The organism is Pseudomonas wuhanensis (genome assembly GCF_030687395.1).
Lineage (GTDB): Bacteria > Pseudomonadota > Gammaproteobacteria > Pseudomonadales > Pseudomonadaceae > Aquipseudomonas > Aquipseudomonas wuhanensis.
This window is the reverse complement of the sequence record NZ_CP117430.1, coordinates 4,991,473-5,017,356: the sequence shown is the minus strand read 5'-3', so window position 1 is coordinate 5,017,356 and position 25,884 is coordinate 4,991,473. Positions and strand designations below refer to the sequence as shown.

The window sequence follows — 25,884 nt, the reverse complement described above, 5'->3', positions numbered from 1 at the left end:
GCGTTTGGTCGCGAGCTCGCTATTTCGCCCCCTCCAACCAAACGGACGGTGCCTGCCCCAATACACGACGAAACATCGTCGAGAACGCCGCCGGGCTGTCATAGCCAAAATCCAGTGCAATCCGCGTCACCGGCGTGCCCACCGCCAGTCGCGCCAACGCCAGCACCACACAGGCCCGCTGCCGCCATTGGCTGAAACTCAGCCCCGTTTGTTGGCGGAACAGACGATTGAACGTACGCAAACTGATATGCAACTGATCGGCCCATTGTTGCGGCGATTGATGAGCGTTCGGATGCTGGAGAAACGACTGACACAACCCAAGCAGCCGCGAATCCAGGGGCAACGGAATGTGCAACGGCAAGTGAGCGCTACGGGCCAATTCGTGCAGCAGCAAGTCAATCAATACACCGTCGCGCCCGGCCTCGTCGTACTCCAGCGCAACCTCCACCGCCTCCATCAGCAAATGCCGCATCAACGGCGAAACACTGATCACCTGGCAACGATTGCCCAGATCAACCGCCCCCGGTTCGATGTACAAACTGCGCGTGCTCACCCCGAGCATCAACACCTCATGCGCCACCCCCGGCGGAATCCACACCGCCCGCTGCGGCGGCACCACCCAATTGCCGTCATGCGTACTCACCTGCATCACCCCGGTGGCGCCGTACAACAACTGCGCCCGCCGGTGGGTATGGCGCGGTAACAGACGACCGTCGGGGTAATCCGTACCGATCGCCACCACCGGCCGTGGCGTGTCGTCCAGCAGATCAATCGAAACATTGCGCATCGAGCGGATCCAGCGGTTGGCGTAAACGCAAACATTATTGGCTGACTTGCTGAAGCAGGCCAAGCCCCATCGCTCTATCGTCGGCCACTCTCAACCAACGGACGATGCGCGATGTTCTTCTACCTCTTGCTGGCACTCTTCGGCTGCATGACCGGCGTCACCGCCGTGCTGTTCGGCTTCGGCGGCGGATTCGTCGTCGTGCCCTTGCTGTACCGCATGCTCACGGCCAGTCACAGCGCCGACGATCCCATCAGCCAATCGGCGATGCACATCGCCGTGGCCACCTCGACCTGCGTGATGATCGTCAATGCGCTGATCGCCACCGGAAAACATCACCGTGCCGGAAATCTCACTCGCCATTACCTGTGGCCGTTGGGCGGGTTCATTGCTCTGGGCACGATCGTCGGCGCCGTTGCAGCGATGTGGGCGAGTGGTGAGCTGATCCGTTTGGCCTTCATCGTTTATCTGGGCGTGACCATTCTGGATTGCCTGTTTAGACGCGGTTTTCTCACACAGTCTGACGCCGTAATCCCACGGCGATTGGGCAGGGCAGAAATGTCTGGCGGCGGCGTAGGCATCGGCACCATCGCCACGTTTCTCGGCGTGGGCGGCAGCGTCATGACCGTGCCGTTGTTGCGGCGTTGTGGGTTGAGCATGTCTCAGGCAACGTCCATGGCTAATCCATTGAGCCTGCCCGTTGCGGTGGTTGGGACGCTGACTTACATGGCGATGGCCGGGTTTACCGAGTTTGATCTGGGGTCGTGGTTTGTCGGTTATGTGGATGTGCTGGCGTTTGCGGTGCTGACGGCTGGGGCGCTGGTGGGGATTCGGCTGGCTACGCCATGGATCGGGCGGATACCGGATCGGGTGCATGCGCGGGTTTATATTGGTTTGCTGGTGGTGGTGATGCTCAGCATGGCGATGAAGTGAGGCGTGCAATGAGGCTCGATTCCTCCAGGCAACCTCGCCATAATCCGTCCTCGTTCAACCTGCGCCGCATTCAATCTGCTCGGCGCTGCTTCCGACTCATTCAGGGATCGATCAATGCTCAAAGGATTGTTACGCCTGGCGCCAGTCGCCGCGTTGTTATTCATGTTGTCTCCCACTGCTCATGCCGAGGATGGGAGACGGGTGTTCACCGGCACCCTGGGCAACATGCCGATTGTGCTGGAACTCAACACCAATCAGCCGGACGAAGTCACCGGCCGCTACTTCTATGAGAAATACCATCGCGACCTGGCGCTGAGCGGCTCGCTGCAAGAAGAGACGCTGACGCTAACCGAAGGCAACAACCGCTACGGCGACGACAACCCCCTGCCGAACCTGAAGCTGCAAGAAACGGCCAACGGCTGGCAGGGTGAATGGAAAAGCCCCAAGGGCAAAGTCCTTCAAGTGCAGTTGACCGAGGCCAACCCCCCAGCCCCGGCGGCGGACGCCTTGCCCTTCATTGCTTCGCTATCGAAAAGCGACCCTTACGAATATCTCCGCCTGCAGGCTTGAAACTCAAGCCGGGCAAGAAAGAGTCCTTCATGGGCTACGACCTGCAATGGTGGACGCAGCCCGAGTCCAGTCTCTCCATGTTCAGCGTCGAATCCGGCTACCCGAAAGCCGACCAGCAGCGGATCAATCAGCAATTGTTGGGGCGGCTCTGGAGCGAAGTCATCAGCTACCACGGCTGCCTGCTGCACGGTGTAAAGTATGCCGAGTTCGTCCAGGGTGTCGGCCCCAAATTCCTGTCACCCGATGTGGTCAGCCTGAACATCTCCACCAGCTACAGCTGCGGTGGCGCGCACCCGGACTTTGGCAATTCACCGATCAACCTCGACGTTCGTACCGGTCATAATCTGTCGCTGGAAGACGTGCTGTGGATTGGCAAAGGCAAGCCGCTGCTGCACGCCGATCGCGACGGCGCGGGCGACACAGCCTTGACCGAGGAAGAAGACAAAGCACGATTCACCTATCAGCGCGAAGTGTTCGTGCCATGGCTGATCAAACGTTTCACCGCGCTGTACCCCGACGAAATGCAGATGCCGGTGGACGAGGACAGTTGCGATTACACCGACGAAAGCGTTTGGGGGTATTCCAACTGGTACTTCACCGATAAAGGCCTGTACCTGGGACCGTACTTCGCCCGCGTGCAACGCAATTGCGATGACCCGGGCTGGTCTGTACTGCCGTACGCCGTGGTCAAGCAACATCCCGGCGCGGTCAAACTCGACCTGTCACAAAATTAAACCTTAGCCCGACGCCAACCCCGGCGCTTCCCGAATAATGAAGTGATCCAGGTTCTCAATATTGGCACTGAACACCCCGAACGTTTGTTCGGGGTTTTTCTTGCTCGGCACCTGCTTCAACTCCGGCGTCACGCCATAAAAGAAGCAATACAACTCCGCTTCACTGTCGACGGCGTGCTTGATCTCTTCCAAAAACGCTTTGCGCTTGCGGTAGTTGTCGATCAGCTTCTTGCTCAGATAAACGTTCACCGAATAAGGCTTCTTCTTCGCCTCGTCCGGTTGCTTGAACCAGACCTTCTGTTCGAAATCGATGCGAAAGCTCTGCGTGTAATCCTGGATCTCCTTGATCTTGCCCCAGTAAATCAGCCCCTTATTGTCCTGCAGGTATTCGATCTTCTTGAAGAACGACCCATAGGGCGCCGTGTGCTCACCAATCTTCAGCGGCATGCGCTTGAGCAGCTCCTTGTCCTCGAAGTTCGACACAAAACACTCCACCGGATGGGCGAAGACGCTGGTCTTGTCCGGCGCCGACTCGCGAGTCGGATGCTCGACGTTACTGGCCGCTGAAGCTGGTTTTGCGTCATCCCGCATAACATCCGCCGCCACGGTTGGGTTCGACGGCTTACGCACATACTCACGCCGAGTCAGCAACAACTCCGACGGGAAATGCTCCTCCCGACTGTCATCCGATTCCGCTCCATCCGCCTCCAGGCCCGACGCCGGCGTCTTCAGACTGACATAAGGACAATCCGCAACATGCCGCGTGCTGGGCATGTTCTTGAAGTGCGGCGTGCGCACGTAATTCACATTCTTGGCGTTGAACGTCCCCAGCACGTTGGCGGCATCAAACGCCGAACGGCAGGCATCGTTGGGGCACTGGAAGTGTTCCTTGGCGGAATCGAAATCCATGGTTTCGTCGAAATTCAAATCGCGCACGTCATAGATCGACAGCTTGTCGTCGAGGCTGAGGCAGTAGGCGAGGTCGAATTTCATGGTGGGCTCGGGTCCTTGAGTGGGGAAGGGTATTAATAGCGGGAGGCGGGGCGGGTTGCACTGACTGTTTTCGACGCGGTGCAAAATCCGTAGCGATGCACCGGTCAATGGGCAGGGCTTTAGACGCTACTTTTGAAAAACGCTCAGCTCGACGCTGACCCTGTGGCGAGGGGATTTATCCCCGCTGGGCTGCGAAGCAGCCCCAGTCCATTGCCAATAAAAAAACGCCGCCCGAACAAGAATGACAGCGTTGCAATTGCAGCCCGCTTCACCACGCGCGTGCATAACCGGAATTATATTGCTGGAAGTGGAGAGTTGAGCCACGATAGTTGGCATTATAGTTCCGACTGTGTGGCAAGCCATGCCAGGACGCTTGGTTGAATGGGGGCTGCGATGAAAGAGAACATCAACGAATGGCGCAGGGAGCTCATTGACGACATCGTCATGCAGCATGTGACGGGGATCGAAACCCTGGGCACCGCTATTCGTCGGCTAAGGCTTGAAGTGACCGGTTTCGACCAGGAAACCTTTGCAGCCATGTGCAAGATGTCGACCAAGGCTCTGTACCAGATCGAGAAGGACAAGGCTAATCCGACCGTCAGCACCCTCGAAGCCATCCTGAGGAAGTTCGGGCTGCGGCTGGGGCTGACCATTGCCACAACCCTTTACACGCCGCCGCTTGGGCAGCAAAAGCCGGTTTCCAAAGCGCCCGTTCGCGGCGCCAATCCTAAACGCAAGTCCGCAGGGCAGCTTAGTAGAGTGGCTACGTTGCGAGCGGCAACGAAGACCAAGGATGGCGACAAGAGCCCGACCGAATGAGTGATGACGCAAAATCCGCAGGTGCGCGTGCATGGCAGGGCGGCAGGGTGGTGATCACCAAGGCCGGCAAGCCTTATCTGGACCTGCTGCCCCATGTCGATTCACCGCAGACGCGCAAGCCTAGGCGATTAAAGGGGAAGATTCGGATGTCGGTGGATTTTGACAGGGCTTCAAGTTCACCATGAAAAATATCCCACTCGTAAATTGTTCTACCCTTCGCATCCGTCCTGCGATCCCGAAGTCCTCCCTTGTATTGGGTTTTCTTGAGCAAAAGCCCGATCAGTGTGATTGGTCAGGGCTTTATTTGACTAATTGTGACAATGGATTTCATTGCTTGGCGCAAGTGCCCATAAAGTACTCTAGACCCTCAGGAAAACTGACGCCTAGAAGTTCTGACAGCGTCATTACCTGACTCTCGCTTAAAAGTAATTCTCCTGGTTCCACTTCGTTTAGTGGCTTCGATTCAATAAGATGGGCAACTTTCTCATTGAGCTCAGTTCCTTCGATATCCAGCTCAAACTGCAAAGAGTCGTCCTGTCTGTCATCCGGATAAAAGCCAGTTATTGAAAGGTGGCGCATGCTGTAATCCTTAATTTCTTGAGGTTTTTCTGCCTGGTTTCGCAGGTTCTATTTGTTCGCCTGTGATGTGGTTGAATTCGCCTAAATGGACTCCGAGTTTGTCGTATTTTTCCACAGCATTACTTTTGTAGTCCCATTCATAAATTCGCCCCTTACGGTCAACCCAACGAGCGCGTTTCTTTCCTCCCCCTTGAACAGATGACTTCGACTTTACTCGGGTTGTATCTGGAAATGCGGGAAGCGTTTTCGGGTGGTCATAATACGAATGATCACCGATTTGGCTGAGAACAATGTAAACCGGCCTAATCCCTGAATCAGCCGGAAACACGAGGATGAAATCCTTGTACTCCGGCGGATAAACCGGGTTCACGATGATGCTGTCAGCCGCTTTCGTCGGGGGGTAAACCCAGATATGCGGCGCTTGCGGGGCAGTCTCCAGCGCAGGAATGCCCAGGATGTCGGAACCATCTACAGCCGGGGTCCAGATCAGTTCAATGCCGTCACCCAGGTCAGCCACCTGCTGGCTGCCACGCAATGTGAACTGCGCGACATCCACCATTTCCCAGTCGCGATTTTTGCCGGTGTAGAAACCGTATCCCTTTAGGCTGCCGTCAGTCTGTTGCTCGACCCGCAGGCGAACGCGGGTGCGGGCCTGTTTGAGCGCACGGAGTTGGTCTTCGGTGTAAAGCGAGCTGTCGCCCAGACTCGAGGGTGTGACCAAAGCTACGAGACCAACCAGCGCCGCTGCGACGGTGCCTGCGGCTGCGGCGGGGATAGCGGCGAATGCCGAGCCGGCCAAAGCGAGGGAGCCCAGACCGACGGGAATCGCAGTGCCACTGATCTTCTTCAGTGGCACTGCGCCTGATTCATCCGCTTCGCGAGCACCCAGCAGAATCAGGTCACCGTAGTCTTTCAGGCTATCGGTCGGCACCATCCCTGAGGGATTCGAGTAATCGATGATGGCGTCCGGCAGCTTGCAGGACTTGGCGAAGACACATCCTGCTTGAGTGAGCCTCTGCTTTTCCGCTATGACCTGACGGCTGCGTTCGAAGGCGTCTTGCCTGGCCAGCATGGCCTCGTAGGCTTTTTGTCTGGCGTCTCGCTCGGCCAATTCGGTGGCAGTCATGTAGCGGTTGGTGACGTGATGCCCATCACCGGAGGGTGGATTCTTAATCCGCGGAATGTCCTTGTTGCCAGCCACTGATCATCCTTTCGTTCATTCATCGGCAGCCCCGGAAAAGGGGCTGCGCGACATTAACTAACGTGGCTAATCGTGGCTGTAGGACGAGTCCTGGATGACTCTAGGTGTTTTCTTTTTTTTCAGGACGGCAGCGCAAATCTTACGACTCGCCGCCTTTGTGTACATGCGCCGATGAAGTTTTCCAGGCCCAATCACTCAAACTTCAACCGCTCCACCTTCTGAAACAGTGAAGCTGTGAACTCATCCCGGTCGCTCGAATGGTGACAACGTCGATGACAATTCGGACATAGCGCCACGGCATTGCTCGGGCGATCCGAACCTTCCTGCGCCAAATGCTTAACGTGATGAACCTCAAGAAACGGCTTGCCGTCCTTTTCAAACGGAGCCGGTTTTCCGCAACCCTCGCAGATACCCTTGGCCTCTTTCCGCACCCAGGCTCTAACCTCAGGATCGCGTACAAAAGAGTTGCTCGAGCTCGGCACTTGTTGTGGTTTCAATATCCCCTTCGGCTCGCCTTTGAACGGTCGCTTCTCAAGTTTGGCAGCACGTTCTTCTAGCGTTGCTTCATCGGCGGTCGGGGCAAAGTCTTCCGGCGTTACAGTATTCGGCGCGTTCAGCGCTTCACGAATGCTACGCGCAACATTCGCGCCGACATTCTTGGCAGGTTTGTATCCCTCAATGCGATCTCGTTCGAGTTCGACCAGCACGGTAGAGATGTTCTGCATTCGAAACTCAACCGAGCCTTTGGTGCGGCCCGCTAAGGCACCTTCGCGCAGGACGCGATTCTCGTGAGCCTTATTGACCTTCTGACCGCTTTGCTCGCGTGACAACATGCTGAGATAGGCATCGACCGCAGCCTGAATCTCCACGTCACTCCAATCGCTATTGCTTTTTTCCGTATCCATACAATCGCCGAGGGTTGAAACCCTCGGACGATACTGAGTGGCGATTACGACTGTCTACGAAAATTCCTACAAAAAATAGCGATGGATCTCGCAAGAGATCCTACAAATACGTCTTCTAACCCATCGAATGCTTCGACGACTGAAATACCTGCGCAACCTTCCGCCACCAAGGCATAACCACCGTCACGCGCCGCTGCGATTGATCGCTCAACAGGTACGGCATGTCCCGAAGCCGAATCCAACTTTCATCCTGCCAATGAAGCAAACTCAACGACATCTCCGGCCAATCCAACACACTCAACATCGGACGATCCGAATTTTCCGAGGGTTTTGCATCGCGTAAGGCTGGCACCACCTGATGGGTCAACCATTCTCGCAGCAACCGATTCCCTGGAACGTAGTGATACACCAGCAGCGCATACACGCCGGACTCGCTGAGCATTAGCTGTTTTTCTGGTTGTCGGAAACACTCAATCCACAAAATGCGACGCTGATCTTTATCCAGCTTGCTGACCATACGATCACTCAGATGGACACCCATCAAACGGCCAACATCGCGGGCGCAGAACCATGGTTGATTTTCAAGAAGAAGGGCGTGGAGGTGAAGGTTGTGGCGGGTGAAGATAGTCGGCCTAAAGGGATCACGCATGACCAATCGGTGTGGAGTTTCTGCAGGCATATCCATTACCTCTACGTATGAGTGGAAGAGGGCCGGAACCCAACGTAGAGGATCTAAGAAATCCCAACAGGCTGTTTCTCCCCCCTCACAAGATATACGCGTATATCGCTGATATCAGCGCGCGTACTGTGGAAAGGAAGTTAGCTTCTACGTTGGGCGTTTCTTAGGCACCTGCTATAGAGCTTAGAGATGCTCTGAAACGACATCAATGCGGACGGCGCTGGAATTGTTGTAGGAGTTTTAGTAGTGAAGGTCGAATTAGTGAGAATTTTCTTACCCAATAAAAAGGCCCCGATCAGATCGGGGCCTCTTGCAATTCGATTTTTCGATTTACATCGTCAAATCATGGCGAGCTTGGGAATCAATCCCAGCTAAGCGCCCCACCAGTCTGATACTCAATAACCCGAGTCTCAAAGAAATTCTTCTCTTTCTTCAAGTCCATAATCTCGCTCATCCAAGGGAACGGGTTAGTCGTCCCTGGATACTCTTCCTTCAAACCAATCTGCGACAGACGACGGTTAGCGATGAACTTCAGGTAGTCCTCCATCATCGCCGCATTCATACCGAGTACGCCGCGAGGCATGGTGTCACGAGCGTATTCAATCTCCAGCTGAGTCCCCTGCAGAATCATCTGGCTCGCTTCTTCCTTCATCTCAGCATCCCACAAGTGCGGGTTTTCGATTTTGATCTGGTTGATCACGTCGATGCCGAAGTTCAGGTGCATGGATTCGTCGCGCAGGATGTATTGGAACTGCTCGGCGACGCCGGTCATTTTGTTGCGGCGGCCCATGGAGAGGATTTGGGTGAAGCCGCAGTAGAAGAAGATGCCTTCCAGAACGCAGTAGTAGGCGATCAGGTTGCGCAGCAATTCTTTGTCGGTTTCGACGGTGCCGGTTTCGAACTTCGGATCGGAGATCGAACGGGTGTATTTCAGGCCCCAGGTGGCTTTTTTCGCGACCGATGGGATCTCGTGGTACATGTTGAAGATCTCGCCTTCATCCATGGCCAACGATTCGATGCAGTACTGGTAGGCGTGGGTGTGGATCGCCTCTTCGAAGGCCTGGCGCAGGATGTACTGGCGGCATTCCGGGTTGGTGATCAGGCGGTACACGGCCAGGACCAGGTTGTTGGCAACCAGGGAGTCGGCGGTGGAGAAGAAGCCGAGGTTGCGCATCACGATGCGGCGCTCATCGTCGGTCAGGCCTTCCGGGTTTTTCCAGAGGGCGATGTCGGCGGTCATGTTGACTTCTTGCGGCATCCAGTGGTTTGCGCAGCCGTCCAGGTACTTCTGCCATGCCCAGTCGTACTTGAATGGGACGAGCTGGTTGAGGTCGGCGCGGCAGTTGATCATGCGCTTTTCATCGACAGCGACACGGGCAGAGGCGCCTTCCAGTTCGGCGAGGCCTTCGGCGACGTCGAGGGAATCCAGGGCAGCCTTGGCGCGAGCGATTGCGGCGGAGTCCGTCGCGGTCACGGCGCGGGCCTCTTGAGCGGCGGCACCACCGGCGCTGTCGAGGCGGTCCATGTTGGCTTCAGAAGCGTGGCCGGCATTGGCGCCTTTTACAGCGACTTCGCCGTCATCTTCTTTGTCGAATTCGTCCCAGCTCAGCATGACGTGTCGTCTCCTGCGTGAGGGCCAGATTGCCCGTGTGAAAACTGATAGGTTGGTTTTTCACACAGCCGTTTCTGGCCGCGTTGGATCTATAAGGAAATGTAGCTTGCAGTAGTAAAACTTACGCACGCAATACATGGATTCTGTACGGAGCAAGCCGACTAGTCGCGTTGTGGTAGGGCAAATTGCCTACCAGCCGCCTGGGGCTTAGCTTACCGAGGGTTGAGACCTATATGAGAATATTTTACGGTCAAATCAACGGCGGTGAGTATAAGACTTTTGATGAGGTTTCGGACCGTTTTTTTCGATCAGATTGCCGCACCTGTGGAAAGAGACAAGAGGGAAATGACGCGAGGCTAGCGTGTGCTGGGTCTGAAGGCAGGAGGGAGACAAAAAATGTATTTCGTCAGCTTTTCTAGCTGGAAATGACTAAGCCCGACGGAAGTCGGGCTTTAATGTTGTGTTCAGCCATCAGCTAAAACGAGCTGCGCCTACGTGGTCAGAACCATCAGCAGCAACCTTGGCAGCGCCAGTGTGATCGAAGCCATCAGAAGCGAAAGACGCCGAACCGGTGTGGTCGTAACCGTCAGAAGCGACAGCTGCGTCGTTGAAAGCAGCCGAGCCAGTGCGGTCGTAGCCGTCGGCGGCGAAGGTGTTGGCGGCCAGGACGGAAAGGGTCAGGGCGAGGATCAGTTTGGTTTTCATGGTAGTGGCTCCAGGTTCGTTGGCGTTGTGTGCCTTGGGTGTGGAATTCATCCTACGCCAACTAATTTGATTAAAAAGCGCAAATAAATGCTTAAAGCAATCGTATTTATCGATGTGATGCTCAGCGCTTCACCTGCCTTTAAAGTGGGCGGGTGGGTTGAGCCTTGATAAATAAGAGTGGGGCGGATCAGCCGTTAGAACAGCCGTTACCCATGACGCTGTAGCGCAGAATATGCCGCTGGCCTTTGGAGTCGTCGTACACCATTTTGGCCGGAACCACTTCGCAGACATGCGGGATTTCGCTCATCGATATGACTTTGGCGATGTCCAGGTGGGTGGAGTAGGTGTATTCCTCAATGGCGGGTTGTTGCTGTGCAACATCAGTCGGGACCTCATCCGCCATGGCGGTTGCGCACAGACTGCTGAGGGCCAGAACCAATAAAGCTTTCATTTCAAATTTACCTTTCTGAGGTCGAATGGGGTCACGCAATCTTTTTGGGATTGCGTGTGGAGCTTTAATAATGGGATTTGGATTAACTGCCTTCGTGGGGGCTGCAACTGGGTTAATCACGTTGCCGTGTTGGCGAGACCGATTTTAGGCCTGGGGGTGACGTGCATATAGCCGTGCTTTTGATAAACACCTTTGGCAGATTTGGTAACAATCCCCAAGAGTTCGCCCGGTATCTACTGCGCAGAATCTGCCGAAGATTGCGATCATTCGACTAAAAATGCCGAAGATCAAAAGATCGCAGCCTCCGGCGGCTCCTACGAAGCCCCGGAATAGCCGGGTTTGAGCGCCTCGTCGCGGTATAGCCACATTTTGTAGGGGCTTGTTACTACCATCGTCGAATGGTTCTATAGGCCCGCCCCGGCTACAACTGGGGCCATACAAAAACAACTATTCCACCGAGGTAAGAAAGATGAGTGCGGCTTCTTTGTATCCCGTTCGTCCCGAGGTAGCAGCCAACACGCTGACTGACGAGGCCACCTATAAGGCCATGTACCAGCAGTCGGTCGTCAACCCGGACGGCTTCTGGCGTGAACAAGCCAAGCGCCTCGACTGGATCAAGCCTTTCACCACGGTGAAGCAGACGTCCTTCGACGATCACCATGTCGACATCAAATGGTTCGCCGACGGCACCCTGAACGTTTCCTACAACTGCCTCGACCGTCATCTGGCCGAGCGCGGCGATCAAATCGCGATTATTTGGGAAGGGGATGACCCTGCCGAAAGCCGCAACATCACTTACCGTGAGCTGCACGAAGAAGTCTGCAAGTTCGCCAACGCCTTGCGTGGCCAGGATGTGCACCGCGGCGACGTGGTGACGATCTATATGCCGATGATCCCCGAAGCCGTGGTCGCCATGCTGGCCTGCACCCGGATCGGCGCGATTCACTCGGTAGTGTTCGGCGGTTTCTCGCCGGAAGCCCTGGCCGGTCGCATCATCGACTGCCGCTCGAAAGTGGTGATCACTGCCGACGAAGGTATTCGTGCCGGCAAGAAGATCCCGCTCAAGTCCAACGTCGATGACGCGCTGACCAACCCGGAAACCCACAGCATTCAGAAAGTCATCGTGTGCAAGCGCACCGGTGGCAACATCAAGTGGAACCAGCATCGCGACATCTGGTACGAAGACCTGATGAAAGTGGCGGGCAGTGTGTGCGCGCCGAAAGAGATGGGCGCTGAAGAAGCGCTGTTCATCCTTTATACCTCCGGTTCCACCGGCAAGCCGAAGGGCGTGCAGCACACCACTGGCGGTTATCTGCTGTATGCGGCGATGACCCACGAGCGTGTGTTCGACTACCGTCCGGGCGAAATCTACTGGTGCACCGCCGACGTCGGTTGGGTCACCGGTCACAGCTATATCGTCTACGGCCCATTGGCCAACGGCGCGACCACGCTGCTGTTCGAAGGCGTGCCGAACTATCCGGACATCACCCGGGTGGCGAAGATCGTCGACAAGCACAAGGTCAACATCCTCTACACGGCGCCAACCGCGATCCGCGCAATGATGGCGTCGGGCAAAGCCGCTGTGGAAGGTGCCGATGGCAGCAGCCTGCGTCTGTTGGGTTCGGTCGGTGAGCCGATCAACCCGGAAGCGTGGGATTGGTACTACAAGAACGTCGGCCAGTCCCGTTGCCCGATCGTCGACACCTGGTGGCAAACCGAAACCGGCGGCAACATGATGAGCCCGCTGCCGGGCGCTCATGCCCTCAAGCCGGGTTCTGCGGCGCGTCCGTTCTTCGGTGTGGTGCCAGCGTTGGTCGACAACCTGGGCAACATCATCGAAGGCGTGGCCGAGGGTAACCTGGTGATTCTCGATTCGTGGCCAGGCCAGGCGCGCACGCTGTACGGCGACCATGACCGCTTCGTCGATACTTACTTCAAGACCTTCCGTGGCATGTATTTCACTGGCGACGGCGCACGTCGCGACGAAGACGGTTACTACTGGATCACCGGGCGTGTGGATGACGTGCTTAACGTTTCCGGGCACCGCATGGGTACCGCCGAGATCGAAAGCGCGATGGTCGCTCACCCGAAAGTCGCCGAGGCGGCGGTGGTGGGGGTGCCGCATGACATCAAGGGGCAGGGCATTTATGTCTACGTGACCCTGAACGGTGGCGAAGAGCCGACCGAGCAATTGCGTCTGGAACTGAAAAACTGGGTGCGTAAAGAGATCGGCCCGATTGCTTCGCCAGATGTGATTCAGTGGGCGCCGGGGCTGCCGAAAACCCGTTCGGGCAAGATCATGCGCCGGATTCTGCGCAAGATTGCGACGGCGGAATACGACGGGTTGGGCGATATTTCGACCCTGGCCGATCCGGGTGTGGTGCAGCATTTGATTGATACGCACAAGACCATGAACGTCGCGTAAGCGCTGATTCCTGAGTCATCGAAGCCCTGCCAGGCGTTGAGCCTGGTGGGGCTTTTTATTGCCTGATGTTTTTGTATCGGCAGTCCAGGCCTCATCGCGGGCAAGCCCGCTCCCACAAGGATTTGTGGCGTGCATGCAATCTGAACCACCTCCCAAAAACCTGTGGGAGCGGGCTTGCCCGCGATGGCGGCCTGTCAGGCGCAACATAAACAACGGCCAATAATTATCGGTGTCAGCCGTAGGTCAATTCCCACTGTTACCCACCCCCCTTCAAGTTACTGAATGTGTAACCGCACGCCCGACAACGAGGCATTGGGAAACGCAAAGCCCCATCACAGGGCCTCTAAACCCGCCATGAAAAATAAGACACAACGCTGCGCTTGCCGGATTAGAAGGGTTTGCGAATAATAGGCCCGCAATTTGCAATATAGATCGGTTCACTGTCTTTTGCTCTTGCATGAAATTGCAAGACTGTCAACGCGCTCAAGCGGCTTTCTCGGTGCATCTGTAATTTGTTGTCGCATTGAAGAAATATCGGCTTCGGGCCTGTCGTTAGAATGCCGATCACTCGCTCGTCGTTGCCTGCGTTGAAATCAGCGCACGGTTCCTAGGACGCAGCACCGTTTTTTGGTTTAACCATTCGCATATTGGGCTGTCGCTCACTCTGCCGTTTTTGCCCTTTACCGATGGAGTCCCAAGATGAAGAAACTCGTGCTGCTTGGCGCCCTGGCACTGTCCGTGCTGTCCCTGCCGACCTTCGCCGATGAAAAACCTCTGAAAATCGGTATCGAAGCGGCTTACCCTCCGTTCGCCTCCAAAGCACCGGACGGCAGCATCGTGGGTTTCGACTACGACATCGGCAACGCCCTGTGCGAAGAGATGAAGGTCAAGTGCCAGTGGGTCGAGCAAGAGTTTGACGGCCTGATCCCGGCACTCAAGGTGCGCAAGATCGACGCAATCCTGTCGTCCATGTCGATCACTGAAGACCGCAAGAAGTCCGTGGACTTCACCAACAAGTACTACAACACCCCGGCTCGCCTGGTCATGAAGGCCGGCACTCAGGTCAGCGAAAGCCTGGCTGAGTTGAAGGGCAAGAACATCGGCGTACAACGTGGTTCGATCCACGAGCGTTTCGCCCGCGAAGTCCTGGCCCCACTGGGTGCCGAGATCAAGCCTTACGGTTCGCAGAATGAAATCTACCTCGACGTTGCCGCCGGTCGCCTCGACGGCACCGTGGCAGACGCTACGCTGCTGGATGACGGCTTCCTGAAAACCGACGCCGGCAAGGGCTTCGCCTTCGTTGGCCCGGCCTTCACCGACGTCAAATACTTCGGCGACGGCGTGGGTATCGCGGTTCGCAAGGGCGATGGTCTGAAAGACAAGATCAACACCGCGATCGCGGCCATTCGCGAGAACGGCAAGTACAAGCAAATCCAGGACAAATACTTCGCCTTCGATATCTACGGCAAGTAATCGTCCCCGCAACAAGTCCGAAATGGCGCAAGCAACAGGATCTCTGAGGTTTGCGCCATTTTTTCATCCCAACTTTCGAGGACCTGAATCATGTTGAAAGGCTACGGGGCTGTCATCCTCGATGGCGCATGGCTGACGCTTCAGCTCGCCTTGTCGTCCATGGTCTTGGCCATTGTTCTGGGTCTGATCGGCGTTGCGCTGCGTCTGTCCCCAATACGCTGGCTGGCCTGGCTGGGCGATCTGTATTCCACGGTGATCCGCGGTATTCCCGACCTGGTGCTGATCCTGCTGATTTTCTACGGTGGCCAGGACCTGCTCAACCGCGTCGCGCCGATGCTCGGCTATGACGACTACATCGACCTGAACCCGTTGGCCGCCGGTATCGGCACCTTGGGCTTCATCTTCGGTGCGTACCTGTCGGAAACCTTCCGTGGTGCGTTCATGGCCATCCCCAAGGGGCAGGCGGAAGCCGGCATGGCGTACGGCATGAGCAGTTTTCAGGTGTTCTTCCGGGTGTTGGTGCCGCAGATGATTCGTCTGGCGATTCCGGGTTTCACCAACAACTGGCTGGTACTGACCAAGGCGACCGCGCTGATTTCGGTGGTCGGTCTGCAAGACATGATGTTCAAGGCCAAGCAGGCGGCAGACGCTACCCGCGAGCCTTTCACCTTCTTCCTCGCAGTGGCGGCGATGTACCTGGTGATCACCAGTGTCTCGTTGCTGGCATTGCGTCATCTTGAGAAGCGCTACTCGGTAGGCGTAAGGGCGGCTGAGCTATGATCTTCGACTACAACGTCATTTGGGAGGCCTTGCCGCTGTACTTCGGCGGCCTGGTGACCACCCTTAAATTGCTCGCGCTGTCGCTGTTTTTCGGTTTGCTGGCGGCACTGCCGCTGGGGCTGATGCGCGTCTCCAAGCAGCCGCTGGTCAACATGAGTGCCTGGCTGTTCACCTACGTGATCCGCGGCACGCCGATGCTGGTGCAGCTGTTTTTGATCTACTACGGTCTGGCGCAGTTTGAAGCGGTACGTGAAAGCTTCCTCTGGCCATGGCTGTCCAGCGCCACGTTCTGTGCGTGCCTGGCCTTCGCCATCAACACCAGCGCCTACACCGCTGAAATCATCGCTGGCAGCCTGCGCGCCACGCCGAATGGCGAGATTGAAGCGGCCAAGGCCATGGGCATGTCGCGGGTCAAAATGTACAAGCGGATCCTGCTGCCATCGGCCCTGCGCCGGGCACTGCCGCAGTACAGCAACGAAGTGATCATGATGCTGCAGACCACCAGTCTGGCGTCGATCGTGACCCTGATCGACATCACCGGTGCCGCGCGCACGGTTAACGCTCAGTTCTACTTGCCGTTCGAAGCCTACATCACCGCCGGCGTGTTCTACCTGTGCCTGACGTTCATTCTGGTGCGCCTGTTCAAAATGGCCGAGCACCGCTGGCTGGGCTATCTGGCCCCGCGGAAGCACTGATATGGAACGCATCGATCATGCATTGCCGTGGAGCCACCTGGGTAGCGAGCGCCGGATTTCGGTGTTCCGCTTCGGCGCTGGCGAGCGCAAGGCCTACATCCAGGCCAGCCTGCACGCCGATGAACTGCCGGGGATGCGCACCGCCTGGGAGCTGAAAAAGCGCCTGACCGAACTCGAAGCCCAAGGCTTGCTCAATGGTGTGATCGAACTGGTGCCGGTGGCCAATCCATTGGGCCTCGGTCAACTGCTTCAGGGTAATCATCAGGGGCGTTTCGAGGCCGGCAGCGGCAAGAACTTCAACCGGGATTTCGTCGAACTGAGCGAGCCCGTGGCCGCTGAGCTCCAAGGGCACTTGGGTGACGATCCTCACGCCAACATCCGTTTGATCCGTGAAACCATGAGCGATGTGCTGGCTGCATTGCCACCGGCCGCCAGTCAGTTGCAAGGCATGCAGCGCATCTTGCTCAGCCATGCCTGCACCGCCGATGTGGTGCTGGATTTGCACTGCGATTGCGAGGCAGCGCTGCACATGTATGCCTTGCCGCAGCACTGGCCGCATTGGCGTTCACTGGCCGCGCACTTGAACGTCAAGGTCGGGCTGCTGGCGGAAGATTCCGGCGGCAGTTCCTTTGATGAAGCGTGTTCGCTGCCTTGGCTGCGTCTGTCGCGTCTGTTTCCGGATGCCCGGATTCCACTGGCCTGCCTGGCGACGACCATCGAGTTGGGCGGCCAATCCGATACCGGTCGCCCAGAGGCGCAGGCTTACGCTGAAGGCATTCTGGCGTTCCTCGCTGAACAAGGCTTGATCAGCGGCGAATGGCCAAAACCTGCGCAAGATGCTTGCGAAGGTATGCCGTTCGAAGGCACCGAAATGCTGTTCGCGCCGCATCCTGGCGTGGTGAGTTTTCTGCGCAGGCCCGGTGAGTGGGTTGAAGCCGGCGACGAGATTTTTGAAGTGATCGATCCGTTATCGGATCGGGTCAGCACGGTGTGTGCTGGTACGTCCGGGGTGCTGTTTGCCATTGAGCGGCTGCGTTACGCCCAACCCGGTTTCTGGCTGGCCAAGGTGGCGGGGCGCGAAGCGCTTCGTCACGGGCGCTTGCTCAACGACTGACTGACTGTTTTTGTGAGAACCGACCGCATGTACAAACTTGAAGTCCAAGACCTGCATAAACGCTATGGCAGTCACGAAGTGCTCAAGGGCGTGTCCCTGAAAGCGGCAGCTGGCGATGTGATCAGCATCATCGGCTCCAGTGGCTCCGGCAAAAGTACTTTTCTGCGCTGCATCAACCTGCTCGAGCAGCCGCACGCGGGCAGGATTCTGCTCAACAACGAAGAGCTGAAACTGGTCGCCAACAAGGACGGCGCGCTGAAAGCCGCCGACCCAAAACAGCTGCAACGCATGCGTTCGCGCCTGTCGATGGTGTTCCAGCATTTCAACTTGTGGTCGCACATGACTGCGATGGAAAACATCATGGAAGCGCCGGTCCACGTGCTCGGCATGTCCAAGACCGAAGCCCGTGAGAAGGCTGAGCACTACCTGAACAAGGTCGGTGTTGCGCATCGCAAAGACGCCTACCCTGGCCACATGTCCGGTGGTGAGCAGCAGCGTGTGGCAATTGCCCGTGCGCTGGCGATGGAACCTGAGGTCATGCTGTTCGACGAGCCGACCTCGGCCCTCGACCCTGAGTTGGTCGGTGACGTGCTGAAAGTCATGCAGGCCCTGGCACAGGAAGGCCGGACCATGGTGGTGGTGACGCACGAAATGGGCTTTGCCCGTGAAGTGTCGAACCAACTGGTGTTCCTGCACAAAGGCGTCGTCGAAGAATGCGGCAACCCGCGCGAAGTGCTGGTCAATCCGCAGTCTGAACGTTTGCAACAATTTTTGTCCGGCAGCTTGAAATAATCAGAACTGCCGTTGTGCACCGGGATAGTGCATGCTTCGCAACCTAGAAGCTGACCCCGATCCCCTGTGGGAGCTGGCTTGCCTGCGATCGCGGTGTGTCTGTACCAGAAATGCAATTTGGCACACCGCTATCGCAGGCAAGCCCGCTTGTGTCTTGCGCAGGACTTAGACTGAAGATGAGAGCGGTGAGTGGCAAGCTGAACGCCCGGAGTGCTAGCAGCACGTGTGGGAGCCCATGCTGCCATTCACCTCTCCACTCTGGTTATTGAGCCCGAACAGTTGAACGAGCCGACCTCGAACATTACAAGCGTGGAGCCCAACCAGAGCGCTCTCATTTATGAGTGTAAGAGGGTTTAGCCATGTTTTCCTGCGCAGGCATTGATGTTTCCAAAGACAGTCTGGAAGTCTGGATTAATTCGCAAGGCATTGGTGCGAGTTTTCCGAACAGCGCCAGTGGTTTCCCGGTGCTGATTGATTGGTTAAAAGGCTTCGAAGTCACCCGCGTGTTACTGGAAGCCACCGGTGGCTACGAGCGGGGGCCCATGAAGGTGCTTCAAAGGGGCGGCTTTGACGTCTTACGAATCAATCCTCGTCGGGCGAAAGATTTTGCCAAGGCAATGGGTTATCGCGCTAAAACAGACGCGATAGATGCGCGGCTTCTCGCCGAATTTGCAACGATTATAAAGGACGCCGATAGCCGTATCACCAGCGCCGAACAGGACAATTTGCGTGCGCTGGTACAGCAACGCGAAAACTTTGTTCAGCAGCAAAGTGACGACAGGCGGCGTATCAAAACGGCTTCTGTCGACTCGATAAAACCCTTGTTGCAAAGCCATATCGACTATTTAGATCAGGCAATAAAGTCGATAGAACAGCTGATCTGCCAAAGCGCCAAAGACCTGGACAGTGAAAAAATTGCCCGCTTGCGCTCGGTTAAGGGACTAGGGCTCGTGACCGCAGCCAGCATCATGGCCTACCTGCCTGAGCTGGGAGAGGTTGGACGGCACGAGATCGCAGCACTGGCAGGGATCGCCCCTTACAACGACGACAGCGGCAACCACGAAGGGCCTCGTCATATAAGCGGTGGCCGATTTGCCGTGCGACGTGCGATGTACATGGCCAGTTGGGCTGTGATTTTGCGACAACCCGAGTTCAAAGCCCGATATGACGCGCTTCGCCTGAGAGGTAAATGCGCGAAAGTGGCGCTGATCGCCTGCATGCGGGTGTTGTTGATAAGGCTGAACGCGATGATCCGTGACCAAACTGAGTGGAGAGAGCAGGCAGCCTAAACAGACTGCTTGCTCATTTGGGAAATCACATGGTTTGAGACTGTGGAAGTTCGGCTGCCCTTTGATCAAACTTCAAAATAAAAGACATCAAGACAGTTGCTCCCACATTTGATCTTTGCTGATTTTGCGATTTGTGTTCATTTACGGGCTAGCATTGGCCCATGCCTTCATCACTGTTCTTCGCTTCGGATCGCCCGCCCATGACTGCCCATCGAATTGGTTTCCTGATTTGGCCCAGCACTAAAGCTCTGACGCTTGCGCTGGCTGAGGAGGCCTTGCGTGTTGCCCAGCGTGTGCACCCGGACGTTGTTTACGAACTGTCGTTTTTGCAGGCCGAACCATCGACCGAAGGCGCTTGGCAATTGCCGGGTGAACCCTGGGCCGGCAAGCTCGAAAATTTCCAGAAACTGTTCTTGCTCGCCGACGAGCCACCGACCGCTCTCGCGCCGGCGCTCAGCAGTGGGCTGAAACAACTGGTGCGAGCCGGTTGTGTGATTGGCGGTTTGTCGGCCGGTGTCTACCCGTTGGCGCAACTGGGTTTGCTCGACGGCTACCGCGCTGCCGTGCATTGGCGCTGGCAGGACGATTTCGCCGAGCGTTTCCCGAAGGTGATCGCCACCAGTCATCTGTTCGACTGGGATCGCGATCGACTGACCGCGTGCGGCGGCATGTCGGTGCTCGATTTGCTGCTGGCAGTGCTGGCCCGTGATCACGGCGCCGAACTGGCCGGTGCGGTATCTGAAGAACTGGTGGTCGAACGCATCCGCGAAGGCGGCGAGCGCCAACGCATTCCACTGCAAAACCGTCTCGGCTCCAGCCATCCGAAGCTCACCCAAGCGGTGTTGCTGATGGAAGCCAATATCGAAGAACCGCTGACCACCGACGAAATCGCCCAGCACGTGTGCGTGTCCCGTCGGCAGCTGGAACGGATCTTCAAGCAATACCTCAACCGCGTGCCGAGCCAGTATTACCTGGAGCTGCGTCTGAACAAGGCCCGGCAGATGTTGATGCAAACCAGCAAGTCGATCATCCAGATCGGCCTGTCGTGTGGCTTCTCTTCGGGGCCGCATTTCTCCAGCGCCTACCGCAACTTCTTCGGCGCCACGCCGCGGGAAGATCGCAACCAGCGGCGCAGCAGCAGCCCGTTCGAGTTGTCGTCGGTGCCGTCCGAACGCGGTTGATCCGTTGTTAAATCTGGCGTCGATTACTCATCGACGTCAGAGCTTCCGGACGACGACACCTCCATTTCCGCTTGATCAATGACCGCATCGACGCCGAAGTCGACGCCTGTCTGCCTGAAATAATTGATCAGTGTTTGTACGCTTTCCTCTGACAGCGGATTGTCCCTCAGATTGATGCTCTCGCCGATTTCCAGCGGCAATTCCATAATGTCGGCGGGTATGTGGGTGATCGCGTTTTCGCTCAGGTCCACGGTGTCCAGGGATTTGAGTCGCAACAGGCTCGGCGGCAATTCAGTAATGCCGGTGTTGTTCAGCAACAGGGTGGTGAGACGGGACATCTGGCTCACGTCGGGTGTGGCGCCCAGCGGGTTGTCGCTCAGATCCAGATAATCAAGCTGCTCCATCTGTGCCAGTTCCAGTGCACTTTGCGCCGTCAGGGTGAGTTGGCAATCGGTCATCGTCAATGCGGTCAGATCGCCCATCCTGGAAATCGATTCGGGAAAGTTCTGCTGTCGGTAGTTACGGAGGGTCAGTCCCTTGAGGCGAGGAAAGCTCTCCAGAAAACGCTCGGCCCCTGAAGTCAGTCCATCAACGGTGTGTAAATACAGCAGCGAGACGTGACTGAAGTCGGCCCGCAGCGCCGGCAAGTTACCGACAATAATGGTGGGCAGGCTCAGCTCGTAGGTGGGTTGAAGTTGTTGATTGAAGTCGTCCAGAGCGGTTTGCCGGCGCCAGCAACGTTCCACAATCCGTTTGAATTCATCCCGAATCGAATGTTCGCTGAGCAGCTCCTGCGCGGTGAAAGGGGCGCCGCTCACCGGGTGCACCGCCGGGACGTCTGCTGTCCAGGCTGACAGGTCGTTGTTGAGGGTGTTGAGTTCGGTTTCCAGGCGCGTGATCGCCGCTTTGCCGTCGGCCAGTGTCCCAGGCCGCAGATAGATAAACTCACTGGCTTCTTCCTGGTCCATGCCTGGGTACAGCGCTTGCACCCGATCGATATCAGCCTGTTCGGCAAATACTGCGAAGTCCTGACGCGTACGGCCGAAATGGATTTTTATGCGTTCGCGAGTCGCGGCCGAAATCGGGTTGCCGCCCAGGTCGACGCCCTCTTTGACGGTGGTGGGGAGATCAAAGAGCGCGGTGGGCAGTTCCTGGATCTGATTGTCATTGAGCAGAACAGTTCGAAGGTGTGGCCGGGTCAGCAAACCGGGGGGGAAGCTGGAAATGCCGGTGTCCGATACGTCGATGTAGTTCAGCTGCGGCATATTCTCGACAGTGGGGTTGAGCCCCAGCGGGTTTTTGTACAGGTCCAGAATCACCAGTTTGTTCAGCGCTGACAGGGTGGCGTGGCTCTCTGGTGTGAGGGTAATGGCGCAGTCGCTGAGAATCAGTTCGGTGAGGTTCGGCGATTGCACAATGGCTTGCGGAAGGTGATTGAGCCTGAAATCGCGCAAGGCCAGGCGACGCAAGCCTGAGAAACCTCGCAAAAAATCATGCATCCCACGTGTGGCGCGATGGCCGTCCAGTGACAGGCTTGTCACGTGTCTGAAGCCCTCGCCGAGCACCGGAAACTCACCCACTATCGGTTGGGAGAAACGGAACTCGACCACAGGGTCCTCACCCTGGGGCGGTGTGGCTTGTTTTCGCCAGCAATCGAGTAATGCCTCTGCCAGGTGTCGGCGATTTCGCTTCTGAATGCTGAATTGTTCAGGGGTAATTCGGATCCGGGTATCCGGCATGAACAGTGGGATTTCGTTACGCCAGAGGTTCAGGGCATTGCTGAGCCGGGCGCGTTCGGTCATGAGCCGGGTCAGCTCTGCCCGTGGGCCGGTCGGGTGCCGTTGCAAGCGTTCGACAAAGGCTTGCAGTTCCTCGCCTGACAAGTGCGGGAATAGTTCATGGGCGTAGGCCTGTAACGTTGGCGCACTGAACACTCCGCGATGATAGCCATCCGTGCCACCGAGCAAACGCATGACGGTCGGATCGTAGGTGGGCTTCAGGATTGGATGTTGCGCCAGGACCGAGTGCAGTTCCTCGCGGTTCAGGGCATGAGTGCGAATCAGTCGCTTGAGTTTTTCACCTTCACCCATGTGGATGCCTAGCGCCGAGCGCTCGCTGTCCGGTAGCGCCTGCAATAAATCCAGATAGAACGTGCTCGCGCCGCTGAGCTCAAGGCCGGCATCGTCAAAGGCCTGATAGCTGCCATCGGCATTTAGAACGAGCACTTTGCGGATTGGCGCATCGGCAGTGCCGACACTGTCGAGCAGACGTCCATCATGGGCGTATTCGCGGATTTCCAGACGTATTTGCCCCGACCAGCCAGGCAGTCGCTGCAAGGTGTGCAGGGCCAGTCGATCGGTGTCGGGGTTGTTGGCGCTTGAACGGATCTCCAGACCTTCATAAGCCCGGGTGACCCTGACTTGCAATCGGGCTTCACGGGTGAGCTGTTCGAGGCGTTTGGACAAGATACCGCGCTTAAGTTGTTGCAGCTCTTTGTCGCTGGCGGTTTGCAGCAGTGCTTCTGCCACGCTGCTCGGCAAACCGTGTTCGGCGTCGATGAGTTTTTGCGTCAGCCCAGAGGCGGCTCGATCCAGTCGGCGGTATCGATGGTCGAACAGGGTTTCTCGCCTGCTCTCGGCGAGCGCTTTCAGTTCCCTGCGTAATGTGCGGGCGCGGGTGCCCAAACTGGGGGAGGGTGTGCCGAACTGTTCGCCCATCAGCGTTCTGGTTTCGGTTTCCCCCAGAGTCAGCAGTAGCGTATGGATCAGGTCGCCGTTGCTGAGGTGCGCCTGATTGATCTGGACCGTGGGTTGGCCGGGGGCGCTGTGTTCCCAGAGGGTTTGTGCTTTGTTGTCGACCAGGCGCAGCCCTTTTTTGGCCGGCCAGTAATGGTTGTCACGCAGCAGTTCCAGTTGTGTGATGGGGTCGGCTTTCAGGTAGTCGGTCGGTTGTTCGCTGCCGATCAGCTCAATGAAGGTCTGGATGTCCTGATCGATCTTGAAACGCAGCAGCGTGTCGGCGAGCAGCGCAGGCATCTGACTGGAGTTCACATGCATCTTGCGCAAGGCATTCTCGTGGCAGCCGCTGATCTGGAGCATTCGTTCACGCACCGAGGGTGCGAACCGTTCCATGTCAGGGCCCAGGCGGCGCAGCACCGTGGCTTGATCCCAGCTCAACGGCTGGTCGATTTCGGTCTGCCAGGCTCCGGCGCCATTGTGTTTGAGTACGGGTTTATAGGCTTGCGGACGGCTCGGGTGATCGATGCGGTGCTCACCGGTCACGGAGTCTTGGCTGACGGCGTAGGGTTTGTTGTCCAGTGACAACAGGGTTTTGCCGTCGTGGCGGTACAGCCCGAGTTCATCGGGTCTGGCAGTCTGAGGGAGTGGGCCGTGCTGTTCATAGGTGCTCAGATCCGGCTTCCAGTAGCGGCTTTCACCCCGAGGCGTTTTGACAGAGTGGAAGCGGTCGATGAACTGAACGATTTCACGCGGCAACACGGCGCGAAATTCGCCTGCTGCCACGACGCCGCCGGCAGCAAAAGTGCCCAGTTGCACGGCCGACTCAAGCACGCCCATCAAATGCTCGAAGGCTTCGGTCGTCTGACCTTCTGCCCAGTCGACGATGCTTTCGAAGGTTTCGTCGAGTAACTGGTACGCCATATAAGCCAGCATCAGTTCACCGAGGAAGGGCACGAACGGCATGGCGACAAAGGCTGCGATGTTTAGCAGTGCCGAGGCGATTTCCGTAAAGGAGTCCCATAACGCCCAGCGAGCTTTCTGATCGACCGTCGCCGTGGATACTGCGATGACTCGGGCATCGTTGAGGATCTTGTCGAGTTTGCGTTGGTAGAGATGAACCCACAGATCGCCTTTGATCGGCGTCGCCGTCATTTGCAGGTCGGCGCGCTGGTTTGGTTTTTCTCTCCAGGTGGGGCGTGGGTCGCCAGGCTGAACCGGTTGCCAGGTAATGGAGACAAGTCGGTCGTTTAACTGAGCGAAGAAGTGCCCGCGATCCTCATGATCGATAAAGCGGCTAAAGAACTGTTGATAGTCATGACGGCGCAAACGTTGGGTCAGTTCCTGGGCGAAGGCGCCGGAGGAGGCATATTCCTTGATCGGATGTTCGGGATCGTCGGGGATATAGGCCACCACTCGGGCCACTTCACGCGCACGTTCCAGGTCCGGAAAAAACACCACGATGCCGGTCAGGCGTGCGTTCATGATAGTCAGTTCATGACAGCCCCATGCCTGTCCGCGCAGACGTAAATGTTGCAGGCCGTCGAGTAAGCCAAGGATCAGGCCATGGACATCGCCGCCAAGCTTGTTTTGCAGGTAGGCCATTTGCAGGGCGGTGTTGAGGGCCGTTTTCTGGCTGTCGCGGACGCTGGATTGCAGGGGCGCCGCGACCACGGGATTGCTGATGCCCAGGTTTTCTTCGAGGTGGGTTTTGTAGTGTTCGCCAATATCCAGCTCCCGGCACAGTTGGGTGAATGCCGTGATGGGCATTTTTTGCAGAACGTGCGGCAGCTCATTGAATTGCCCCGCAGAGGACGGTGCGCTGATGTAGGTCGAGGCGGGCTCAAAGGCGTCGTCCTCGGTCTCGCTGCTTTCGAAGTTGTGCAGCGCGGCATCCAGCAGCGACACCGTCCAGATGCGCGCCGCGCCCGACTTCAGCCGCAGCCACGGGATATGGGCGGGAATATAAAGACGCAAAAAGGTCTGGTGGACGTCCAGCTCCAGACCGAAGCGCTTCTTGAGCGCTGCAACCAGCAACGGTTCGGCAAAGGCGCTGGCATTTTTCACCTTGGCCAGGGACTGATCGACGCGGTTCTGCGCTTGCCAGTGCAAGGCATTGAGTGTGCGTAATTCGGCATGCTGGCTGCGGGACGCGTTGTTGAGTCCGGCCGGCAGTCGGGGTTTGGCCTTGCTCAAGGCTTCGCGCTTTTGCGCGGTCGCCTGCGTCAGCCAGCGGGGGATGACGTTTATCAGAGGCTGGTAATGGCTGTCCCTGTTGAAGGGTGACATCGGATCGAGATGGACAGCGTCCGGATTTTCGTTGGTAAGGCTCATGAAGGTTGCCGTTGGCGTTAAGAAGACCTCAGAAAACACCATGAGCGCCAGCGACGTGCGGTACATATGTACCGCCACCGTAAAATCCGGATGAGTAAGAT

Annotated in this window: 21 protein-coding genes and 2 pseudogenes; 12 read left to right on the top strand and 11 right to left on the bottom strand. The window is 57.1% G+C overall.

Annotated features, from left to right (window positions below):
* Nucleotides 1-19 precede the first annotated feature (19 nt).
* On the bottom strand, nt 20-787 hold the full coding sequence (locus PSH88_RS23150; RefSeq protein WP_305422871.1) for an AraC family transcriptional regulator: 768 nt from the start codon (nt 785-787) through the stop codon (nt 20-22).
* A 111-nt stretch (nt 788-898) separates the two neighbouring features.
* On the opposite strand from PSH88_RS23150, the gene PSH88_RS23145 reads away from it, so the two are divergent.
* Nucleotides 899-1,717 (top strand): sulfite exporter TauE/SafE family protein, encoded by an 819-nt coding sequence (locus PSH88_RS23145; protein ID WP_305422870.1) that lies wholly within the window; start codon nt 899-901, stop codon nt 1,715-1,717.
* A gap of 114 nt (nt 1,718-1,831) precedes the next feature.
* Nucleotides 1,832-3,021 (top strand): annotated as a pseudogene (locus PSH88_RS23140) (hypothetical protein).
* A gap of 3 nt (nt 3,022-3,024) precedes the next feature.
* On the opposite strand, the gene PSH88_RS23135 reads toward PSH88_RS23140, so the two are convergent.
* On the bottom strand, nt 3,025-4,014 hold the full coding sequence (locus tag PSH88_RS23135; protein ID WP_305422869.1) for a hypothetical protein: 990 nt from the start codon (nt 4,012-4,014) through the stop codon (nt 3,025-3,027).
* A 393-nt stretch (nt 4,015-4,407) separates the two neighbouring features.
* Here PSH88_RS23135 and PSH88_RS23130 point away from each other — a divergent pair, with 393 nt between their 5' ends.
* Complete coding sequence (locus tag PSH88_RS23130; protein ID WP_305422868.1) at nt 4,408-4,833, top strand: helix-turn-helix domain-containing protein; 426 nt, start codon at nt 4,408-4,410, stop codon at nt 4,831-4,833.
* Entirely contained in the window at nt 4,830-5,018 is a 189-nt protein-coding gene (locus tag PSH88_RS23125) for a type II toxin-antitoxin system Phd/YefM family antitoxin (protein WP_305427083.1), read from the top strand. The genes PSH88_RS23130 and PSH88_RS23125 overlap by 4 nt, the downstream gene beginning before the upstream one ends.
* Before the next feature lie 17 nt (nt 5,019-5,035).
* On the opposite strand, the pseudogene PSH88_RS23120 reads toward PSH88_RS23125, so the two are convergent.
* From PSH88_RS23120 to PSH88_RS23085, 8 genes and pseudogenes are all read right to left on the bottom strand, one after another.
* Nucleotides 5,036-5,104, bottom strand: a pseudogene (locus PSH88_RS23120) (hypothetical protein); the annotation flags it as partial.
* A 56-nt stretch (nt 5,105-5,160) separates the two neighbouring features.
* Nucleotides 5,161-5,412 carry a pyocin S6 family toxin immunity protein gene (locus PSH88_RS23115; RefSeq protein ID WP_305422867.1) on the bottom strand — a complete coding sequence of 84 codons (252 nt, stop codon included), beginning with the start codon at nt 5,410-5,412 and terminating at the stop codon, nt 5,161-5,163.
* Between the two features lie 10 nt (nt 5,413-5,422).
* Nucleotides 5,423-6,613: an S-type pyocin domain-containing protein gene (locus PSH88_RS23110; RefSeq protein ID WP_305422866.1), complete on the bottom strand. Its 1,191-nt coding sequence runs from the start codon at nt 6,611-6,613 to the stop codon at nt 5,423-5,425.
* Nucleotides 6,614-6,804: 191 nt separating this feature from the next.
* Nucleotides 6,805-7,518, bottom strand: a complete 714-nt coding sequence (locus PSH88_RS23105; protein WP_305422865.1) for an HNH endonuclease — start codon at nt 7,516-7,518, stop codon at nt 6,805-6,807.
* 115 nt (nt 7,519-7,633) lie between these two features.
* The gene (locus tag PSH88_RS23100; RefSeq protein ID WP_305427046.1) at nt 7,634-8,167 is read right to left on the bottom strand and encodes a BRO-N domain-containing protein; all 534 of its coding nucleotides are present in this window, start codon (nt 8,165-8,167) and stop codon (nt 7,634-7,636) included.
* Nucleotides 8,168-8,558: 391 nt separating this feature from the next.
* The gene (locus PSH88_RS23095) at nt 8,559-9,809 is read right to left on the bottom strand and encodes a ribonucleotide-diphosphate reductase subunit beta (RefSeq protein WP_007934889.1); all 1,251 of its coding nucleotides are present in this window, start codon (nt 9,807-9,809) and stop codon (nt 8,559-8,561) included.
* A 471-nt stretch (nt 9,810-10,280) separates the two neighbouring features.
* The gene (locus PSH88_RS23090) at nt 10,281-10,514 is read right to left on the bottom strand and encodes a hypothetical protein (RefSeq protein WP_305422863.1); all 234 of its coding nucleotides are present in this window, start codon (nt 10,512-10,514) and stop codon (nt 10,281-10,283) included.
* 187 nt (nt 10,515-10,701) lie between these two features.
* Complete coding sequence (locus tag PSH88_RS23085; protein WP_305422862.1) at nt 10,702-10,965, bottom strand: DUF2790 domain-containing protein; 264 nt, start codon at nt 10,963-10,965, stop codon at nt 10,702-10,704.
* A 469-nt stretch (nt 10,966-11,434) separates the two neighbouring features.
* Between PSH88_RS23085 and acs the strand changes: the two genes are divergently transcribed.
* From acs to argR, 8 genes are all read left to right on the top strand, one after another.
* A complete protein-coding gene (acs, locus tag PSH88_RS23080) occupies nt 11,435-13,390 on the top strand; it encodes an acetate--CoA ligase (RefSeq protein WP_305422860.1) in 1,956 nt (651 codons plus the stop codon).
* A 699-nt stretch (nt 13,391-14,089) separates the two neighbouring features.
* A complete protein-coding gene (locus PSH88_RS23075; protein WP_305422859.1) occupies nt 14,090-14,863 on the top strand; it encodes an ABC transporter substrate-binding protein in 774 nt (257 codons plus the stop codon).
* A 90-nt stretch (nt 14,864-14,953) separates the two neighbouring features.
* On the top strand, nt 14,954-15,643 hold the full coding sequence (locus PSH88_RS23070) for an ABC transporter permease (RefSeq protein WP_305422858.1): 690 nt from the start codon (nt 14,954-14,956) through the stop codon (nt 15,641-15,643).
* Nucleotides 15,640-16,338, top strand: coding sequence for an ABC transporter permease (locus tag PSH88_RS23065; protein WP_305422857.1), 699 nt, complete (start codon nt 15,640-15,642; stop codon nt 16,336-16,338). The genes PSH88_RS23070 and PSH88_RS23065 overlap by 4 nt, the downstream gene beginning before the upstream one ends.
* A 1-nt stretch (nt 16,339) precedes the next feature.
* Nucleotides 16,340-17,452: a M14 family metallopeptidase gene (locus PSH88_RS23060; protein ID WP_305422856.1), complete on the top strand. Its 1,113-nt coding sequence runs from the start codon at nt 16,340-16,342 to the stop codon at nt 17,450-17,452.
* 27 nt (nt 17,453-17,479) lie between these two features.
* Nucleotides 17,480-18,244 (top strand): ABC transporter ATP-binding protein, encoded by a 765-nt coding sequence (locus PSH88_RS23055; RefSeq protein WP_305422855.1) that lies wholly within the window; start codon nt 17,480-17,482, stop codon nt 18,242-18,244.
* A 359-nt stretch (nt 18,245-18,603) separates the two neighbouring features.
* Nucleotides 18,604-19,533: a transposase gene (locus tag PSH88_RS23050; protein WP_305421584.1), complete on the top strand. Its 930-nt coding sequence runs from the start codon at nt 18,604-18,606 to the stop codon at nt 19,531-19,533.
* A gap of 200 nt (nt 19,534-19,733) precedes the next feature.
* Nucleotides 19,734-20,714, top strand: coding sequence for a transcriptional regulator ArgR (gene argR, locus PSH88_RS23045; RefSeq protein WP_305422854.1), 981 nt, complete (start codon nt 19,734-19,736; stop codon nt 20,712-20,714).
* Nucleotides 20,715-20,737: 23 nt separating this feature from the next.
* On the opposite strand, the gene PSH88_RS23040 is transcribed toward argR, so the two are convergent.
* Nucleotides 20,738-25,783 (bottom strand): dermonecrotic toxin domain-containing protein, encoded by a 5,046-nt coding sequence (locus PSH88_RS23040; protein ID WP_348529741.1) that lies wholly within the window; start codon nt 25,781-25,783, stop codon nt 20,738-20,740.
* Between the last annotated feature and the right edge of the window lie 101 nt (nt 25,784-25,884).

Bases quoted from the DNA above. Each gene is read 5' to 3' on its own strand.
- PSH88_RS23150 (WP_305422871.1), bottom strand. From the start codon at position 787: ATGCGCAATGTTTCGATTGATCTGCTGGACGACACGCCACGGCCGGTG.
- PSH88_RS23145 (WP_305422870.1), top strand. From the start codon at position 899: ATGTTCTTCTACCTCTTGCTGGCACTCTTCGGCTGCATGACCGGCGTC.
- PSH88_RS23135 (WP_305422869.1), bottom strand. From the start codon at position 4,014: ATGAAATTCGACCTCGCCTACTGCCTCAGCCTCGACGACAAGCTGTCG.
- PSH88_RS23130 (WP_305422868.1), top strand. From the start codon at position 4,408: ATGAAAGAGAACATCAACGAATGGCGCAGGGAGCTCATTGACGACATC.
- PSH88_RS23125 (WP_305427083.1), top strand. From the start codon at position 4,830: ATGAGTGATGACGCAAAATCCGCAGGTGCGCGTGCATGGCAGGGCGGC.
- PSH88_RS23115 (WP_305422867.1), bottom strand. From the start codon at position 5,412: ATGCGCCACCTTTCAATAACTGGCTTTTATCCGGATGACAGACAGGAC.
- PSH88_RS23105 (WP_305422865.1), bottom strand. From the start codon at position 7,518: ATGGATACGGAAAAAAGCAATAGCGATTGGAGTGACGTGGAGATTCAG.
- PSH88_RS23100 (WP_305427046.1), bottom strand. From the start codon at position 8,167: ATGCGTGATCCCTTTAGGCCGACTATCTTCACCCGCCACAACCTTCAC.
- PSH88_RS23095 (WP_007934889.1), bottom strand. From the start codon at position 9,809: ATGCTGAGCTGGGACGAATTCGACAAAGAAGATGACGGCGAAGTCGCT.
- PSH88_RS23090 (WP_305422863.1), bottom strand. From the start codon at position 10,514: ATGAAAACCAAACTGATCCTCGCCCTGACCCTTTCCGTCCTGGCCGCC.
- PSH88_RS23085 (WP_305422862.1), bottom strand. From the start codon at position 10,965: ATGAAAGCTTTATTGGTTCTGGCCCTCAGCAGTCTGTGCGCAACCGCC.
- acs (WP_305422860.1), top strand. From the start codon at position 11,435: ATGAGTGCGGCTTCTTTGTATCCCGTTCGTCCCGAGGTAGCAGCCAAC.
- PSH88_RS23075 (WP_305422859.1), top strand. From the start codon at position 14,090: ATGAAGAAACTCGTGCTGCTTGGCGCCCTGGCACTGTCCGTGCTGTCC.
- PSH88_RS23070 (WP_305422858.1), top strand. From the start codon at position 14,954: ATGTTGAAAGGCTACGGGGCTGTCATCCTCGATGGCGCATGGCTGACG.
- PSH88_RS23065 (WP_305422857.1), top strand. From the start codon at position 15,640: ATGATCTTCGACTACAACGTCATTTGGGAGGCCTTGCCGCTGTACTTC.
- PSH88_RS23060 (WP_305422856.1), top strand. From the start codon at position 16,340: ATGGAACGCATCGATCATGCATTGCCGTGGAGCCACCTGGGTAGCGAG.
- PSH88_RS23055 (WP_305422855.1), top strand. From the start codon at position 17,480: ATGTACAAACTTGAAGTCCAAGACCTGCATAAACGCTATGGCAGTCAC.
- PSH88_RS23050 (WP_305421584.1), top strand. From the start codon at position 18,604: ATGTTTTCCTGCGCAGGCATTGATGTTTCCAAAGACAGTCTGGAAGTC.
- argR (WP_305422854.1), top strand. From the start codon at position 19,734: ATGACTGCCCATCGAATTGGTTTCCTGATTTGGCCCAGCACTAAAGCT.
- PSH88_RS23040 (WP_348529741.1), bottom strand. From the start codon at position 25,783: ATGAGCCTTACCAACGAAAATCCGGACGCTGTCCATCTCGATCCGATG.